The sequence below is a fragment of the Gemmatimonadota bacterium genome (assembly GCA_040388625.1).
Lineage (GTDB): Bacteria > Gemmatimonadota > Gemmatimonadetes > Gemmatimonadales > Gemmatimonadaceae > Fen-1247.
Genome location: JAZKBK010000003.1, coordinates 310,640 through 326,264, shown reverse-complemented (window position 1 = coordinate 326,264; position 15,625 = coordinate 310,640). Strand labels below are relative to the sequence as shown.

The following is a 15,625-nucleotide window of genomic DNA, read 5'->3' as shown; positions in this document are numbered from 1 at the left end:
TGCCGCGCTACTACCTTCGAAAGATGATGCATCGCCCAGTTCGCGATTATGTCCTGTCAGTGCTTGCCGTCGCGTTTGTGATACTCACCACATCGCTCGGCTTCTGGCAGCTTCGGCGACTGGCGCAACGGCGCGCCCAGAACGCCGAGGTAGTTGCGCGCCTGGCCAAGCCGCCGATTCCCGTTCGGCAGCTGACGCATGATTCGGCAGCGCTGCACTACCGTCGCGTAACACTGCATGGTGCGTACGACTACGCCCACGAGATCAAGATCGCGGATCGAACGCGGCTCGGCTCTCCCGGTATCAACATCGTCACGCCGCTCCACATTGCCGGAACCGACACGGCTGTACTCGTGAACAGAGGTTGGGTCTATGCGCCCGACGGTCTGACTGTAGATCTGTCGCGCTGGCGGGAGGGCGATTCGGTGAATTTCACGGGCTACGCGCGTCCGCTCTTCAGGGCGCTTCCAGGATCTCCGGTTTTGCCTGGACGACCCGATTCGTTCCGCTGGCTGGACCTGGGCGCGCTCAAGTCGCGTGTGCCGTATCCCCTTTACCCCTTTGTTATCGTGCTGGAGGGAAGCACCGCTGCGAACGGGAACATACCACCGCGCGTTCCGCCGCCACCGCTGGATGAGGGTCCGCACAGGAGCTACGCGATTCAGTGGTTCTCGTTCGCGATAATCGCGGTGGTGGGGATGTACTTCTTCCTGCGCGTTCCGCCGTCGCAGCGGTTTCCGAACGAACGCTAGATTCCGTGCGCTTCCAGTGACGGATCCATTACCGGCAGCACGCGACGCTCTTCGACAACGTCGGCGATGACATAGCCGGTGACTGAGATGGCGTCGCGCAATTCCTGCTCGGTCACCGTCCCGTCATGTTCGACGGTGATGCGGCCCAGCGCAACGTCGGCAGATCGAATTCCCGCGATCGGTGTCAGTGCGGTGAAGAGCGCGCGCTTGCAGTGATCTCCGCGCATCCCAGCGATGGTTACAACCGTTCTCATGCTGAACGCAACTTAGTCAAGCGGCGTCTTCGGTGGGAGTGGCAGCGGCGGCGACTTTTTGCGGGACTCGAACTTCTTCGCGAGCGCGGGAAGGAATTCGTCGTACTTGGAGCCCGGATTCCACAGCACCCATCCGTCGTAGCCCGCATCGTACACAGCCTGCTTCTCCGCCTCGAGCTCCGCCGGTCCGTAAGGTGGCGCACCAAGCGTGAAGGCCTGTAGCCACGGGCGTACATGTTCCGGAGTGGTGATGCCGAGCTTGGCGTCGCGCGTTCGCGCACTCGTGATAGCTATGAAGATTGTCCTGTGCGGCTCGGCATTCGGGATGCGGATTCCGAACGACCCGCGCGGGTAGAGTGACGGATACACCATCGGTAGTACGATGTCCACAACAGGAGATATTTTCTCCCAGTCCTGGCCCACTTCGAGCGGACCCTGCACCGTGGTGACGAGCCCGAATATGTCTGCCGTCATACGCACGCCCATCTTCCTGTACCGTGCTTGCGCGGTCTTGAGAAGATCGTTCAGCGCGTCGGCCTTGCTGCGGCCCGCAGCCTCGGGAAAGACCTGCGGTGGTAGCGACTTGTACGGCTCCGGGAAGCGTACGTAATCGAACTGTATCTCGCCGAAACCCATCTTCACGGCTTCATCGGCCACGCGAAAATTGTAATCCCATATCGCGCGCGAGTACGGATTCACCCATGTGACTCCCTTCTTGTCGCGCCATGGAGTGCCGTCGGCCTTCCGAATCACATGGTCCGGATTGTTGCGAGCAGCAACCGAATCCTTGAAGACCACCATCCGCGCGATCGGAAGAATCCCGTGCGCGCGGAGCGTATCTACCAGCGCCGGGAGATTCGCGACCTTGTTCATACTCCCTTCATTGCGTTGCAGCAACGGGTCGGATGAGTGCCAGTTGAGCCCGAACTCGTCCTTGATGTCGATGACGAATGCATTGATCTCCGTCGAATCCGCTATGGCGATCAGGTGCCGCATCTTCGCACTGCTCTGCGCCGCGAACCGGTTGATGTACAACGCGCGAATCGGACGCGGTTCTTTTTGCAGCGACATCGCTTCCGCGTATCCCGTGAGAGCGGGCGGCGCCGTGTCGGCCTCCACCCTTGCGACCGTCGCAGTCGTCGTCGCGGTGGTCGCGGCGTGACGCGAAGGAGCCGGCGTTCCCGATGCAGCCTGCTCGCAGGCAAGCGTCGGAATAAGGAGAAGAGCGAGAAGGCGCATGCGGTACAGTGTGGCGCGAGACAGGGGGGATCGGCTCGGGAAATCTACGGCGTGGACGGCGCTCAGAGTATATTCAGCGCGATGTTACGGCACGCACGCATTCGCTTCCTCCGGCCCGGATCGGCCCCGTTTCCCATGCTCGCGCTGGTGCTGGCCGCGGGATTCATGGGCTGCAAAGCGCACGCGCCAGATCCGCCAGATGCCGAATTTCTGGTTGCAACAGCCGATTCGGCCTTCTGGGTACACAGCGGTGCGACGGGAATCCATGTCAAGGCCGTGCCCATGACCCTCGCGCACTTCGGCGGGCGCTTCCACGAGGTGTTCATAACCGATGTCGACCGATCGTTCGACGACGCTGTGTTCACCGGTGAGCGCGTCTACGTGCGCGACCTCCAGTCGAACGACTCGACACTGGTGTACGACGATACGGCCATCGTGACGATGGCGGCCCATCACGCTCGCGCATATCCCGATGCTACTCCACTCGGGCCTCAGGATGAGACACCGCAGGACCCCTCCATCTCCGCTTCAGGCGAGACGGACGTGCTGGAAGTGCGCGGCCCGTACGCGCTCCTGGAGCACCGCACGTTCTACGAGATGCCCGCAGGTGATATGCATGACACCGTACATACCGCAGTCGATCTCCGGACCGGTGCCGCAGCAACCCCCAGCGACATGCAGCGCGATTCAGCGGCGGATGATTCCAACGTCGTTCGTTCGGTGCCGCACAGCTGGATTCGCAAGAACTACGCGCTTTACGCTCGTGGCGTCGCCGATGGATCGGTATCGATCTCCCTGCGCGACAAGTCACAGCGCTCCTGGCCGCTATTTACAGTCAGTGCGCATCCGCGCATCTACTGGCTGGACAATCCCCCGATCGACTCCGCCACCCGTCGCGCTCTCGTTCGCGCGTTCAACTCGGCGGCGGCTTACGACGAGACAGTGAAATACGTGCGGTATGTGCACCCCGCGCGTCCTGCGTCGCGAGCAAGGACTGCCCGTCATGTCTGATGGCTCGGGCGTGGCGATCCAGGCCGCACCACCAACAAACGGAAGACAGATGAAGGGGAAGACCCCGCGCGAATCCGAAGCGATCATCGCGGACCTGATGATGCCGAGCCAGGCGAACGGTCTGCGCACGCCGTCGATCTTTGGAGGAGTGGTGATGAGCATGGTCGACAAGTGCGCTGCGCTGTCGGCGATGAAACACTCCGGCGGCCAGGCGACGACGCTGTCGGTCGAGCGGATTCTGTTCAAGGAGCCGATTCTGGTCGGCGAGCTGGTCGAGATCCGGTCCCACGTCGCTCACGTCGGCCGAACGTCGATGTCAGTCGTGGCAGATGTGTACGCCGAGGATTTGAGAACCGGCGGCCGCCGCCACACCAACGAGTGCTGGCTGACCTTCGTCCATCTGGGCGATGACGGCAAGCCGGCGCCGGTTCCGCCGCTGATTCTGGAGACCGAGACCGATCATCACCTGCACGGCATCGCGGCAAGGCGCCGGGAGCAGATGCTGGCGGAACGGAACTAAGGCCGTCATCCTCGCCGAAGCCGGGGATCCAGGGCCGATGACCTTGGCCTCATAACCACATTTGTGACTTTGCCGGAGACATCACCGGCTTTATAATACCGAGAGAATTGTTCGGGTAAGTTTTCTCTCAGTCGAGGTCGATGATCCAGAGTTGGTCGCCGGAGTCCAGCCCAGCATTTGCCGCAGCAGGCGCCGAACTGGCGGCCGTGCTATTGCAGATTTCGGTCACACTCGGGCTCATGGTGGTCTGCGCATGGCAGTACCGCGAGTACCGCAAGCCGGTGTTCGCGTGGTGGTCCCTTGCGTGGGGACTGTATGTCGTGCGACTCGCGGCGATCGGCGCGTTCATTTTCACGCGCGAATCGGTACTGCTCTACTGGCATCAGGTCTTCACCGGGTGGACGGCGCTCGCCGTGCTCGCGACCGCGCTGGTATTCTCGGGCAGATTCCGGCGACGACGCTGGCACATAATCGCGGTTCTGTTCCCACCAGTCTGGTCCTACTTCGCAGTCTACCATCTCGGAGCGTATACACTCGCTTCGGTCCCGATGGTGCTGTTCCTGTCGTGCGCGACACTGTGGACCGGAGTCGTGTTCTATCGCTACGCACGCAGCACCCGCTCGACCGGCGCGACTGTACTCGCCGCGGCGTTCTTCGTGTGGGGCGTACATCATCTCGACTATCCCTTGCTGCGCGCGTACGGCGCGTGGCTACCGTGGGGATACTACGTCGATGTGCTCCTCACGATCACCGTCGGTGCGGGGATTCTTCTGCTCGTCACCGACGACCTGCGTCGCGGTGTCGGTACGCTCGGCACTCTCTCGTCCGATCTGATGTCGGCCGCATCGTCATCGCGTGAGCGCGTTGTCGCGACGGTTCTTCAGCGGATCGTTTCAGTGCCGGCGGTGAGCGGTGCAGCGGTATTCCGGCTCGACCCGGTACGTGCCGGGTATTTCGAGCTCGGCGTCGGTGCGTGCGAGGGTTGGAGTGGAACGACGCCAACGGGGTCGCAGGCCGAGCTGCTGTCGCGTGTCGCGGCTGGTTCTCAACGCGCGTTCATCGCGCCGGAGTGGAGCGCTGTCGCGGATGCAATCGGCGACGGGCTCGCCTTTCCGTTTGCAGCAGTGCTGCCCGTGGAGGAGCGCGGCTCGGAAGGCGGTGGCAGCGCGCTCGTGATTGTCGCGGAAGATCACGTTCCATTCGCAGCGCTCGACGCGAATTTTCTCACCGCGCTCGGCCGCCAGATGAGCGGCACTCTCGAAAATTCGCGCCTGTACGGCGCGCTGCAGCAACGCACAGCCGACCTCGAGCGCCTCTCGACACGCATGGTGTTGCAGCAGGAAGATGAACGGCGCAGGCTGTCGCGCGAGCTGCACGATGAAACTGCGCAGCTCCTGTCCGCCGTGAAGATGGAGCTCGCGATTCTCCGCGACGTCGTTCCCGCGTCCGACGCAGGCCGCGTGGACGAAGCACTCGCGCTGACCGATGCCGGCATACGCAGTATCCGCGCAGTGATTCACGATCTGCGGCCCTCTCTGCTCGACGATCTGGGACTGGTACCCGCGCTGCGATCCGTCGCGACGGCATTCGCGCAACGATCCGGCACGGAAGTGCGTCTCGATCTTCCACCAGCGCAGGAGTTTCCTGCACTCGAAGACGGTGCGGATCTCGCGTTCTATCGCGCCCTTCAGGAGGCGTTGTCGAACATCGGCCGTCATGCCGGCGCATCGGTCGTCCACATAGCGCTCCGTTGCAACGACGGCAGCGTCAGCTTGACCGTCATCGACGATGGACGCGGACTTCCATCCGAGCGCGGCGGTGCGGTACACTCCGGCATGGGACTCATCGGAATGCGGGAGCGATTCGCCTCACTGGGCGGCACCGTCGAGCTCTGCGACAATCCAGGCGGAGGCGCTCGGCTCGCCGCGAGTCTGCCGCTGGACGTGGGTGTCATCGCGTGACAGCAGTGACGCAGGAGATAACGGTTCTCGTAGCCGACGATCACGCGGTGGTGCGGGCGGGGATCAGGCACATTCTCGAATCGATGCCTGGTGTTGCGGTGGTCGCCGAGGCCACTGATGGACCGTCCGCGTTGCGGCTTGCACGAGAGCAACGTCCGGATGTGATAATACTCGACGTTTCCATGCCCGGTGGATCGGGGCTTGGCGTGCTCGCCGAACTACGGCGTGATCTGGAGAACACGCGCATTCTGATGTTGAGCATGCACGACGATGCGGAATACATTGCGGAGAGCGTGCGCGCCGGTACTCACGGCTACCTGTTGAAGGACAGCGCAGCGACGGATCTGCGCGCTGCAGTTCGCGCCGTGATGGCTGGTGAGACGTTCTTCAGTCCCGAGCTGGCGCGGCCGCGTGTTACAGCCATTAAACAAACCGAGTCGCCAATTACCAGGCGCGAGCGGCAGGTGCTCGTGCGTGTCGCCGCTGGCGGAACCAACAAGGAGATCGCGGCGGATCTCGGAATCAGTCACCGAACGGTCGAGACCCACCGTGAGAGCATCGCGCGCAAACTGGGCATCTCGTCGGTCGCTGGCCAGACACGTTACGTGATAGAGCACCATCTTACAGATGATTGAACGTTCAGAGGAATCCACCCTTCCGGCACGGCGCATCGGACCCCGCATTGCCTGGATCGCCGGCGCTCTTGCCGTCATTGCGTTGCTGATCTGGCAGGGCGTGAGTCGGGGAGGGAATCCCAACCCTGCGCTCGACCACAGCTCGACCGCGGCGTCGATCGACATTGCGGTGCTCGTCTTCCGCGAGGGTCTCGAATGCATTCTCGTGCTGTCCGCGATAACTGCGAGCATGGTGGGCGACAGCAAGTTGTATCGAAGGCCCATAACGCTCGGCGCCGCGGTCGCGTTCGTCGCGACGTTGGTGACGTGGCGAATCGTCGTCGGCATTCTCGACAGCATCGAGGATAGCGTGCCAGCGCTCGACCTGCAGGCGGCGACAGGACTGATCGCGATAATCGTGCTTCTCATCGTGATGAACTGGTTCTTTCACAAGTTCTACTGGTCCGGCTGGATCTCGCTGCATACCAAGAAGAAGCGCGCGTTGCTCAAGAGCGCCGATCGCGGCGAATCGCGCGCGCGTGTTGCGTGGGGCCTTGCGGCGCTTGGATTCACGTCGCTGTATCGCGAGGGCTTCGAGGTGGTTCTTTTCCTGCAGAACTACCGGCTCAAGCTGGGCGGTCACGCGGTGCTGAACGGTGTGATCGTCGGTCTCATCTTCGCCAGCATCGTGGCGGTGCTGACGTTCGTCGCGCATCGCAAGCTGCCGTACAAGCGCATGCTTGTACTCACTGGCGCGCTGCTTGGAGTCGTGCTGCTCGTCATGGTTGGCGAGCAGGCGCAGGAGATGCAAATGGCGCACTGGATCGGAACGACTCCGATTCCAGCTCTCGAGGGAATCATTCGCCCGTGGATGGGCCTGTGGTTCGCCATCTTCCCGACGGTCGAGACGCTTGTCGCGCAGGCGATTGCCGCGGTTCTGGTATTGGGGTCGTACGCGGTCGTCGAGGTCCAGCTCTCGCGGCAGCGCACCGCAGCGGTGCAACACGACGTCGGCCTCGGCTTGCTACAACCCCACAACACCGCCGATTAGATTCGGCAAATGGATTGGGGGCCACTGCTCGATGCGCGACATCCGTCGTTTCCCATGATTCGAGAGATCGTGGCTGACCTTCGCCGCGATTTATCGATCTGGCGGGACAAGGTGCGCGAGTTCGAGCTCGCATCGGTGAACAGCACGGCGGCAGATCCCGGTGAGGCGGCGGCGGAACTCGAAGCCGAGGTGCGCGCGCTGGCCGTGGACATCGAGAGCTACGTCGCCGAGATCAATTATCTTGGCGTCGAGCTGGACGTGCAGCAACTTTTCGAGGAGGGACCGTGAGCATCAAGAATATGAAGCCCTTTCAGACCGCGGACGGCACGCTTTGGGGTGTAGAGGTCCAGCTTCCGGGCCATAGCAGCGCGAACATCATTTTCCATCATCCGGACCCCAGCACATCGCGCAAGGACCGGTACGCCCGATTCGACTGGCGCGGGGTGGACGCCTCGGTGGTTACCGAGCGGGTCCCGGTCTCGAAGATCCAGGCTGCGCTGACCGATTCGGCGATCGCCGATCTGTTCAAGCGGTCGATGCCTGTAGGCTTTGGGGCGCCGGCCTTCGCGCCGGCATAGAGGCAAGCGCGCGGCACTGAGGGCAGGCACGGGCGCCTCTGCCCGTACAAGGTCTGCTCCCATTCGTAAGGGCAGACCCCTGTGCCTGCCCGAAGTAAAAAACCCCAGGAGTTATCCCGGGGTTAGGCTGCCACGCACGCCGTCATTGGAACTCTACGTCCTACCGATCGGCGGCGGGCAATACAATATCTATTTACAAGACGCAGGGCGAAGCCTGTCGTAACATTAAAGTGGAGCTGAGGGGAATCGAACCCCTGACCTCTGCAGTGCGATTGCAGCGCTCTACCAACTGAGCTACAGCCCCGCGACCGTGAATTCTGGTTGCGACAAAGGCGTAGCTACCCGTCGCACACGGGTGGTACTCCACCAATTATAGGCCGGAACGACCCAAAAGTCAACTTCGATATATTGGGCCATGGATCTGAGCGTTCGGTTTTTAGGAACATCTGCTTCTCGGCCCACCGTCGAGCGCAACGTCACCTCGCTGGCGATCCGCCGGGGGGGCGAGACGTTTCTTTTCGACTGCGGTGAAGGGACCCAGCGTCAAATGATGCGCTACGGCGTCTCATTCAACGTGGGTGACGTCTTTTTCACCCACATGCACGCTGACCACATTCTCGGGGTGACGGGACTCATACGCACCATGGCGCTGCAAGGGCGGGTCGAACCAATGAGGCTCTTCGGGCCGCCGAAATCAGAGCGGCTGCTGCGCCAGGCGGTGACGCTCGGAAGCGACAAACAGCACTTTCCCATCAGCTATACCGAGATGACCCCCGGTGAGTCGCTCCAGCGTGACGGCTACTCCATACTGCCGTTCGGCGTCGAGCACGGTGGTGCGCTGGCGCTGGGCCTGGCGATCGTCGAGAGCCCACGGCTGGGCCGATTCAACCCCGATGTTGCGCGGTCAATGGGAATTCCAGAGGGCCCGCTCTGGGGTCAGATCCATAAGGGGCACGAGATAACGCTGGCAGACGGGACGGTCGTGCATCCATCGGAGCTCGTGGGACCGACGCGTGCCGGTCGAAAAGTCGTCTTCACGGGCGACGCGCGTCCCTCGGACACGACGATCGAGATCGCCACTGGCGCCGATCTCCTGATTCACGAGGCGACGTTCGCCGACGAGGAAGCGGCGCTCGCGATCGAGACCGGTCACAGTACCGCTCGCGAGGCTGCAACGGTGGCGGAAAAGGCTGCGGTGAAGCGATTGGTGCTCACGCACATATCATCGCGATACTCCCGTGACGTGCAGCAGCTGGCCGCGGAAGCGAGGTCGGTGTTTCCATCAGCTGTCGTCGCGCGGGACGGGATGGAGGTAGTGATCCCGTTCGACGACGAGGAAGTTGCGATCTAGCGAAGCGCTGAATCCACGTCGGCTTTCAGTGCGCTGTACAAGACGACATTGAAGCGATTCTCCTCGGGTTCCGCCGTGTCCACGAAATCGCCCATCGCAGTACCGCCCAGCTTGCCCATGAAGCGAAGGATTGCACTCTCGCGGACGGTGGTGGAGCCGCGGCGGCTCATGAGCGTGGGTCCGCCGGGCTGGTCGTGGATGGTGAAGCGGAATTGCGTGCCGTTTCCCTCGAACGGACGGCGCAGCGGGGACTTGATGAGAAGCCCGACGATCGGCGGAAGCACCCAGCCTGGCTCCTTTGTGAAGCGGAGAGCCCAGCCGCGGTCGTGCTCGGTGTGGATGTTGACCCACTCCCCGCTCATGTGCTCCACGCCGATCGTGAAGAGCTTGATCTTCGCGGTCAGATCCACCCGCATCGCGAGCGTGTCGGGCATGGGGCGGATGGGGCCGTCGAGTGGAGCGAAATGTCCGTCACGCGACCGCAGATGGAGTGTGATGTAACCATCACGCGACGTCACGTCGAGCCACTTCGATCCGCGCGCGTCCTGCAGCGTGAAGTGAAGCTTCACCTTGTCTGCATACTTTGCCATGTAGGCCGCATACGCCGGATAAAGCTTGCGAATTCCCTCGGGCGTGATGTGTACTACTGCATAAAGACTGTTGGCGCCATCTGCATCGCGCGTTGAAGTCAGCGTGTCGAGCGAATAAAGTCTGCCCAGCGCGTCAGTGGTTCGGGGGAACTGCGTGCGATATGCGGCGCGCAGTTCTGCTCCGCTGTGCCCTTCGCTCGCCGCCAGCCACCGGGTAATGACGTTCCCGAAGTCGTTCGCAGTGATGGTTCCCGCGACGAAATCGACGCCGGTGAACCAGTCGTAATCGTCGTTGTTGAGCTTGTGAAGGCGCATGATGTGGCGCCCTTCGCCAAGCTCCTGTACCGGGTCATCCGTGACGGTATTGCTGAAGATGTAGCGACCATCCCGGAACGTGGCGTTGCCGAACAGCGTGCGATATCCGTCGGGCCCGGACGACGTCCAGAGGGACGTGTCGTCATACACCTGGGACGGTGTGAGCGCATAGTGCACCAGCATTTCCCTCGCGCGAGCGTAGCGCGGTGTACGCTCGACGTTCGTGAAACGCTTGACGAACGCTCCGAACAGTCCATCGGCATTTGCCTTCGCCTGGACGGGCGTCGGCCCGAACGCAGCTGGGACGTCGGCGCATGCCGCGATCGTCGTCGCGATCGTGACGAAGGTCGCCACGCGCGCGATGGCTTTGAGGGTCTGCGCTATTCTGGAACGCTTGATCAAGGTGTGTTATGAGGGTCAGTGCAGAAGCATACAAAGATATTCTCCGGAGAGCGCAACCCCAACATGTGTGTCTGATGAGTACAGAGGGTTTGAGCGCTACTCGGCATGCCGCTTGCCTCGTCTAGCAGTATCATCGTGCAAACACGGAGGTTGAGCACATGGCAGACATGAACAAGAAGGGTGCCGCAAACGAGGCAAAGGGAGCGATCAAGGAAACAGCCGGCAAGATCAAGGGCGACGTCGGCGACGCGCTCGACGATTCGAGCATGCACGCCGAGGGTCGTGGCGAGCAGCTGAAGGGCAAGATTCAGAAGAACTTCGGCAAGGCTGAGCGTGCGCTGGACCCGGATACGCATCGGGATTCGACGGATTCAGACAGGAATCGTCGGGACTGATCTTCTTGGATCACAGCGAATAAACTGAAACAGCGCGGGGCCGGCGTAAAGCCGGCCCCGCGCTGTTCATCTCAGTCAAGCGAGAATGACGGAGCGGCGCGGATCACACATCCGCGCTTCTCGTCAGAACGTGTAGCGCAGCGTCAGGTTTCCGTAGACCGTCGCCTTGTACGGTCCGGGGATGATGTATCCGTCACCGTGGCCGCCGTCTGGCGCCTGCGCCAGACCGGCGTAGTTCGGGCCGACGAACAGGAAGCTGTAGTACGTGCTGCCGAGCAGGTTGTCGCCGCCCAGGGACGCATCGAGCGACCAGTGCCTGTCCACCTTCGTTTTATAGCCGATCTTTGCGCCAAGCAGATCATATGACTTGACGTAGGTCGAGTTGTCGAACGTGACAGGGACCTTGTCGACGTACTGATACGTGCTGTTGAGGTAGACGCCAGTGTTGCTGGTCAGGTCGAGTCCGCCGCTGAACATGTTGCGCGGAACGCGAGGTACTGCCTTGTCCGAGAAATCGACCGTAGTCGCCGTGTTGTTGTTGTCGCTCTTGAAGTCGATGAATTTGGAATCAGTGTACGTGTACGACGCCCACGGACGAACCAGCGACACGATCTGCGTCGGATTGTCGATCACGAGGTAGCTGAGTGACGCTTCCGCACCGCGATCGCGCTGCTTGCCGGCGTTGGTGGTATACGTAATCGAATTCGCCGTCTGCGATACCAGCTTGTCAGTGTTCTCGATGTCGAACAGCGAGACCTGGCCGTTGAGACGATTCGCGAACAGGCTGCCCTGCGCTCCGACTTCATACTGCACGGCGCGCTCGGGCTTGAGAGAGAGATCCGCGGCACCGGTGTTGTCGATGGTATTGCTCAACAGCGGCGGTGTGTAACCGGAACTGACGCTCGCGTATACCGACGCGTTGCTCCCGAAACCCTTCGTGAGCGCGACGCGCGGCGTGATCACAGCGTCGAACGAGCGCACCGCCGTGGTCGTCGTGTCGTATATCACGTTATTCCTGAGCATGTTGCGGATGCCGAACTCGTTCTTGCTCAGTGCCGCGCCAACCGTGAGTGTCACCTGACTCGGCAACGCGAAATTCCACTCGGTGAACAGCGATGCGATGGTCGCGTAGTTCTCCTGGAGCGTCGGCCGCTGTGGGCCATTCGGCACCGGCACGATGAACAGGCCATTGGTCGAGATGTTGGTGCGCTCGAGCATTCCACCAAGCGTGCCGGTCACATCCACTCCGCCCCACTGACCTGAATAGCCGAACGCCGAGCGTGCGCCGAAGGTGAACTGATTGGCGTCCGTGAAGCCGTGTGCGAACGGCTGGCCGTAACTGCGACCCGTGCCGAAGACGGTCGTCTGGTTGGTGATGTCGTCCGTCAACCGATAGTTGTCGGTCAGACCGGTGATGAAGCTCGTGATCTGGATGTGCGAGTCATTGGCGAGGTAGGCCGCGTTGCTCACCGGCCGGCGCGCGTAGAAGTCGGCGCTGTCGATCTCGCCGGCCAGCTCCTCGTAGGAGCGGTTGTAGGCGAAGTACGCTGAGAGCGTCTGGTTGTCGCTGACGGTGTAGTCGCCGGTCGCGCTCAGGTAGTCCTTGAGCGATCCGCTGTGCGGACGGAACGAGTCATATGTCTGGTGGCCGTAATTCAGAACAAGGTCTGACGTGTTGTTGGCCGTCTCGAACATCGTGTTGGTGCGCAGCAGTCCATAGCTGCCGCTCGTAACCTGCTGGGCGAGACTGGTGGCGTTCGGTGCTGGCCGTTCGGTGGTGAACCGCACCGTACCGCCAATCTGGCTGCCATACTGGCTCGATGCTGGCCCCTTGATGACTTCGACGTTGCCAAGAGTCGAATAGTCGATGTCGTCGAGGATGGTCGCGCCCGTCGCGTCCGTGACCGGGATGTTGTTCAGAAAGACGTTGTATCCCAGGCCGTTGGAGTTGGGACTGTTGCCGCTGGTGCTTGGATAGTATCCGCGGATCGTGATGCGGGCACCGCCCCAGGGTGTGCGCGACTGCATGAAGACGCCGGGAACGGTATTGATCGAGTTCTCGAGGCTGAGCCCGCTCGCGCGATCGAGATCCTGCTGCGTGAGGATCGCGGTGGATGGCGTCGGCTTGTTGGCGACGATCTGTACACCGGGAAGCTTGGTCTGTGATGGCGTGAGTCTGATGCGTAGCGGCGCAGTCGCATCGGTCACGGGGATTTCCGCAGCCGCATAGCCTGCGCTCGTCACCGTAAGACTCGTGACGCTGCGGTCGGTGATGATGTTGAAGCCGCCAGCGTCGTTGGTGATGGCGCCGACAGTCGTACCTGTGATCACGACCGACGCACCGACGATGGGCGTCCCGGTCTGTTGATCGACAACTGTTCCGTGCACGGATGCCTGTGCGTGAACCATCGCAGGCATGACCAGTAGCAGAAGGATGGAGAACAACCTGTTCATCAAAATGTTTCCAAACGGTGGAGTGCGGGAAGGAATCAGGTGGCTGCTGGCCCCCTCAACCTTACAGGAAGATGACAAAACGACAACTATACTGGTACGCTCACATGTGCGGCCACGTTGCGGCAGGCTGCAGGGCGAAGCGCACCATCTCAATAAAAGAAGGCGCGAACGAGAGTTCCGTTCGCGCCTTCTTTTATCAGAAAGCCTGCAGGGAGGCTACTGCTTGCAGCTTCCGTGCGGGTCCATGTGCGGGCCGTCGACGACTGGACGGTGGTCCATGTTCGCGACGTGCATGGCAAGGTCTTCGATGAAGTTATCGATGCGCGCCATGTGGTTGTAGTCGATGTACTGCGGCTCATCCGTCACCTGGTGGTAATCGGAGTGCAGGCCGGTCGTGAAGAAGATGATCGGAATGTTGTACCGTGCGTACTCGTAGTGATCGCTGCGGCAGTAGATGTTGTCCGGGTGACCGTTGGCATCCATCGAGTAGTCGAACACCAGGCCGTGCTTGCCATCCTTGTTTACCGACTCGGCCATGTTACCGAGCTCGGTCGACAGGCGATGAGAGCCGACGAGCTGCAGGTAGTTCGGGCTGCCGCGCAGGATGGCGCCGTCCTTCGACTTGCCAGTGATGTCGTACGCGTCGCCGCGGCCGACCATGTCCATGTTGAGCTGTGCGACAATGGAGTCGCGAGGGACGGTCGGGTGATCGGTGAAGTACGTCGAGCCGAGCAGACCCTTCTCCTCGCCGACGTGCCAGACGAAGATGATGGAGCGCTTGGGTCTGGCCGACACCATCTTCTGAGCGATCTCGAGAACGCTCACGGAGCCTGAGCCGTCGTCGTCGGCGCCGTTTGAGATCGAATCGGGGCGAGCCGAGTTCGGATGTCCCGCGCGATATGCGGCGAGCACCTTGTTCACCTCAGCCTGCTGCTCCGGAGTCGCCTGGTTCGCGCCATCCTCGGCGCCACCCGGACGGACGATGTGGTTGAAGAAGCGCAGCGAATCGTGATCCACCGGGCGGTTGTTGAAGCCGATGTGGTCGTTATGCGCACCCATCGCGACGTACTCTCCCGCGAGCTTGGGATCGCTGCCGCGGATGATTCCGACGACGTTACGCGCGGGATAGGGTACCGGCTCGACGGAAAGCTTGAGGTCGAGCTTGGCCGGAGCGCCTCCCAGAGTTGCGCCGGGAGCGGGGCTGCCCTGGATCAGTTTGCCGGCAGCAGCGTGCGAGATGAGCAGGGTGGGCGGCGGCGTCTCGGCCGGCTCGTTGCTCGGATCATCGACAAAGGTCTGCGGACGAGTGAAGAACGGCATGAACTGGTCGAGCCCGACGATGCCGACCGCGACGGCGCCTTCGACTGCCCGAGCAGCGCTGCGCATCGCGCGTGGCGATGTGCCTGGAGGCATGGTGAAGACGACGATCTTTCCGGCGCCCTCGCCGGCCTTGATCATCTGCGTTGTGTCGCCGAGGATGCCGCCGTAGATGATCTGTACGTTGCTGCCGTCGACCGACTTGGAGCCTGTCGCAACCCAGTCGCTTCCGTAAGCGAGGTTGGCGTCGCCGACGGTGAAGGTCGAGCCATTGTCGATCGAGCGAACCTTGAGCGGAATCGTCTGGAAGTAGCCGCCGTTATCGCCGGCGGGAATGAGGCCCATCTTCTTCGCCTCTGCGGCGATGTAATCGGTGCCCTTGAAGTTGCCGATCGTTCCGGCTTCGCGGCCCTGCATGGAGTCGTCGGCGAAGATGTAGAGCCGCGTCATCAGGTCCTGCGCTGTGATCGCCGAGGTCGTCGGCTGCGCAGCGTGCTTGAGCGGGAGCGTCGTCGGCGGGTACGGGACGATGGTCGGCGGTGCTTCCGTTGCTGCCTGTTGGGCTCCAAGGAGCGCAGGCGCGAGCATGGAAGCCGCGATAATGGAGAAGCGTTTCATGGCTGGTAGCGATGGGTAATCGGCCGGGAAACGCAGGCGCGGGATGGACCCATGCCCAGTCGGTCGTTTCCGGTTGCACAGTATATAGATACGCGCGACGGGGCGCGAGGGTTGTTTGTGCCCGAGGGGGCGGGCTGATTGGGGTTGATGGGGGTGTGGCGTGGGTTTAGCTTTGGTGGATCTGCCGGGGAAGGAATCCGGCC

15 protein-coding genes and 1 tRNA gene are annotated in these 15,625 nt (G+C 61.9%); 10 read left to right on the top strand and 6 right to left on the bottom strand.

The annotated features are described in order from the left end of the window. Positions 1 to 23: 23 nt before the first annotated feature. A complete protein-coding gene (locus V4529_07065; GenBank protein MES2358089.1) occupies positions 24 to 752 on the top strand; it encodes an SURF1 family protein in 729 nt (242 codons plus the stop codon). Here V4529_07065 and V4529_07060 read toward each other — a convergent pair. After that, on the bottom strand, positions 749 to 1,006 hold the full coding sequence (locus tag V4529_07060; GenBank protein MES2358088.1) for a heavy-metal-associated domain-containing protein: 258 nt from the start codon (positions 1,004 to 1,006) through the stop codon (positions 749 to 751). The genes V4529_07065 and V4529_07060 overlap by 4 nt on opposite strands. Positions 1,007 to 1,018: 12 nt before the next feature. Then, on the bottom strand, positions 1,019 to 2,245 hold the full coding sequence (locus V4529_07055; GenBank protein ID MES2358087.1) for a putative glycoside hydrolase: 1,227 nt from the start codon (positions 2,243 to 2,245) through the stop codon (positions 1,019 to 1,021). Between the two features lie 81 nt (positions 2,246 to 2,326). Between V4529_07055 and V4529_07050 the strand changes: the two genes are divergently transcribed. From V4529_07050 to V4529_07020, 7 genes are all read left to right on the top strand, one after another. Beyond that, positions 2,327 to 3,256 (top strand): hypothetical protein, encoded by a 930-nt coding sequence (locus tag V4529_07050; protein MES2358086.1) that lies wholly within the window; start codon positions 2,327 to 2,329, stop codon positions 3,254 to 3,256. Next, positions 3,249 to 3,776 carry an acyl-CoA thioesterase gene (locus V4529_07045; protein ID MES2358085.1) on the top strand — a complete coding sequence of 176 codons (528 nt, stop codon included), beginning with the start codon at positions 3,249 to 3,251 and terminating at the stop codon, positions 3,774 to 3,776. The genes V4529_07050 and V4529_07045 overlap by 8 nt, the downstream gene beginning before the upstream one ends. A gap of 140 nt (positions 3,777 to 3,916) precedes the next feature. Beyond that, a complete protein-coding gene (locus V4529_07040) occupies positions 3,917 to 5,737 on the top strand; it encodes a sensor histidine kinase (protein ID MES2358084.1) in 1,821 nt (606 codons plus the stop codon). Then, the gene (locus tag V4529_07035) at positions 5,734 to 6,372 is read left to right on the top strand and encodes a response regulator transcription factor (GenBank protein MES2358083.1); all 639 of its coding nucleotides are present in this window, start codon (positions 5,734 to 5,736) and stop codon (positions 6,370 to 6,372) included. The genes V4529_07040 and V4529_07035 overlap by 4 nt, the downstream gene beginning before the upstream one ends. Continuing rightward, positions 6,365 to 7,402 carry an FTR1 family protein gene (locus V4529_07030; protein MES2358082.1) on the top strand — a complete coding sequence of 346 codons (1,038 nt, stop codon included), beginning with the start codon at positions 6,365 to 6,367 and terminating at the stop codon, positions 7,400 to 7,402. Before V4529_07035 ends, V4529_07030 begins: the two co-directional genes overlap by 8 nt. Before the next feature lie 9 nt (positions 7,403 to 7,411). Next, the gene (locus V4529_07025; protein MES2358081.1) at positions 7,412 to 7,690 is read left to right on the top strand and encodes a hypothetical protein; all 279 of its coding nucleotides are present in this window, start codon (positions 7,412 to 7,414) and stop codon (positions 7,688 to 7,690) included. Next, positions 7,687 to 7,980, top strand: coding sequence for a hypothetical protein (locus tag V4529_07020; protein MES2358080.1), 294 nt, complete (start codon positions 7,687 to 7,689; stop codon positions 7,978 to 7,980). Before V4529_07025 ends, V4529_07020 begins: the two co-directional genes overlap by 4 nt. 231 nt (positions 7,981 to 8,211) lie before the next feature. On the opposite strand, the gene V4529_07015 is transcribed toward V4529_07020, so the two are convergent. Next, positions 8,212 to 8,284: transfer RNA gene (locus tag V4529_07015), tRNA-Ala, on the bottom strand. A gap of 111 nt (positions 8,285 to 8,395) precedes the next feature. Here V4529_07015 and rnz point away from each other — a divergent pair. Beyond that, on the top strand, positions 8,396 to 9,331 hold the full coding sequence (rnz, locus tag V4529_07010; GenBank protein ID MES2358079.1) for a ribonuclease Z: 936 nt from the start codon (positions 8,396 to 8,398) through the stop codon (positions 9,329 to 9,331). Here the strand turns inward: rnz and V4529_07005 are convergent. Further along, positions 9,328 to 10,638, bottom strand: coding sequence for a hypothetical protein (locus V4529_07005; protein ID MES2358078.1), 1,311 nt, complete (start codon positions 10,636 to 10,638; stop codon positions 9,328 to 9,330). The two genes, rnz and V4529_07005, sit on opposite strands and share 4 nt — an antisense overlap. Before the next feature lie 158 nt (positions 10,639 to 10,796). On the opposite strand from V4529_07005, the gene V4529_07000 reads away from it, so the two are divergent. Then, complete coding sequence (locus V4529_07000; GenBank protein ID MES2358077.1) at positions 10,797 to 11,033, top strand: CsbD family protein; 237 nt, start codon at positions 10,797 to 10,799, stop codon at positions 11,031 to 11,033. A gap of 123 nt (positions 11,034 to 11,156) precedes the next feature. Here V4529_07000 and V4529_06995 read toward each other — a convergent pair whose 3' ends face one another. Further along, a complete protein-coding gene (locus V4529_06995; protein MES2358076.1) occupies positions 11,157 to 13,487 on the bottom strand; it encodes a TonB-dependent receptor plug domain-containing protein in 2,331 nt (776 codons plus the stop codon). A gap of 216 nt (positions 13,488 to 13,703) precedes the next feature. Further along, positions 13,704 to 15,422 carry a M28 family peptidase gene (locus tag V4529_06990; GenBank protein ID MES2358075.1) on the bottom strand — a complete coding sequence of 573 codons (1,719 nt, stop codon included), beginning with the start codon at positions 15,420 to 15,422 and terminating at the stop codon, positions 13,704 to 13,706. Between the last annotated feature and the right edge of the window lie 203 nt (positions 15,423 to 15,625).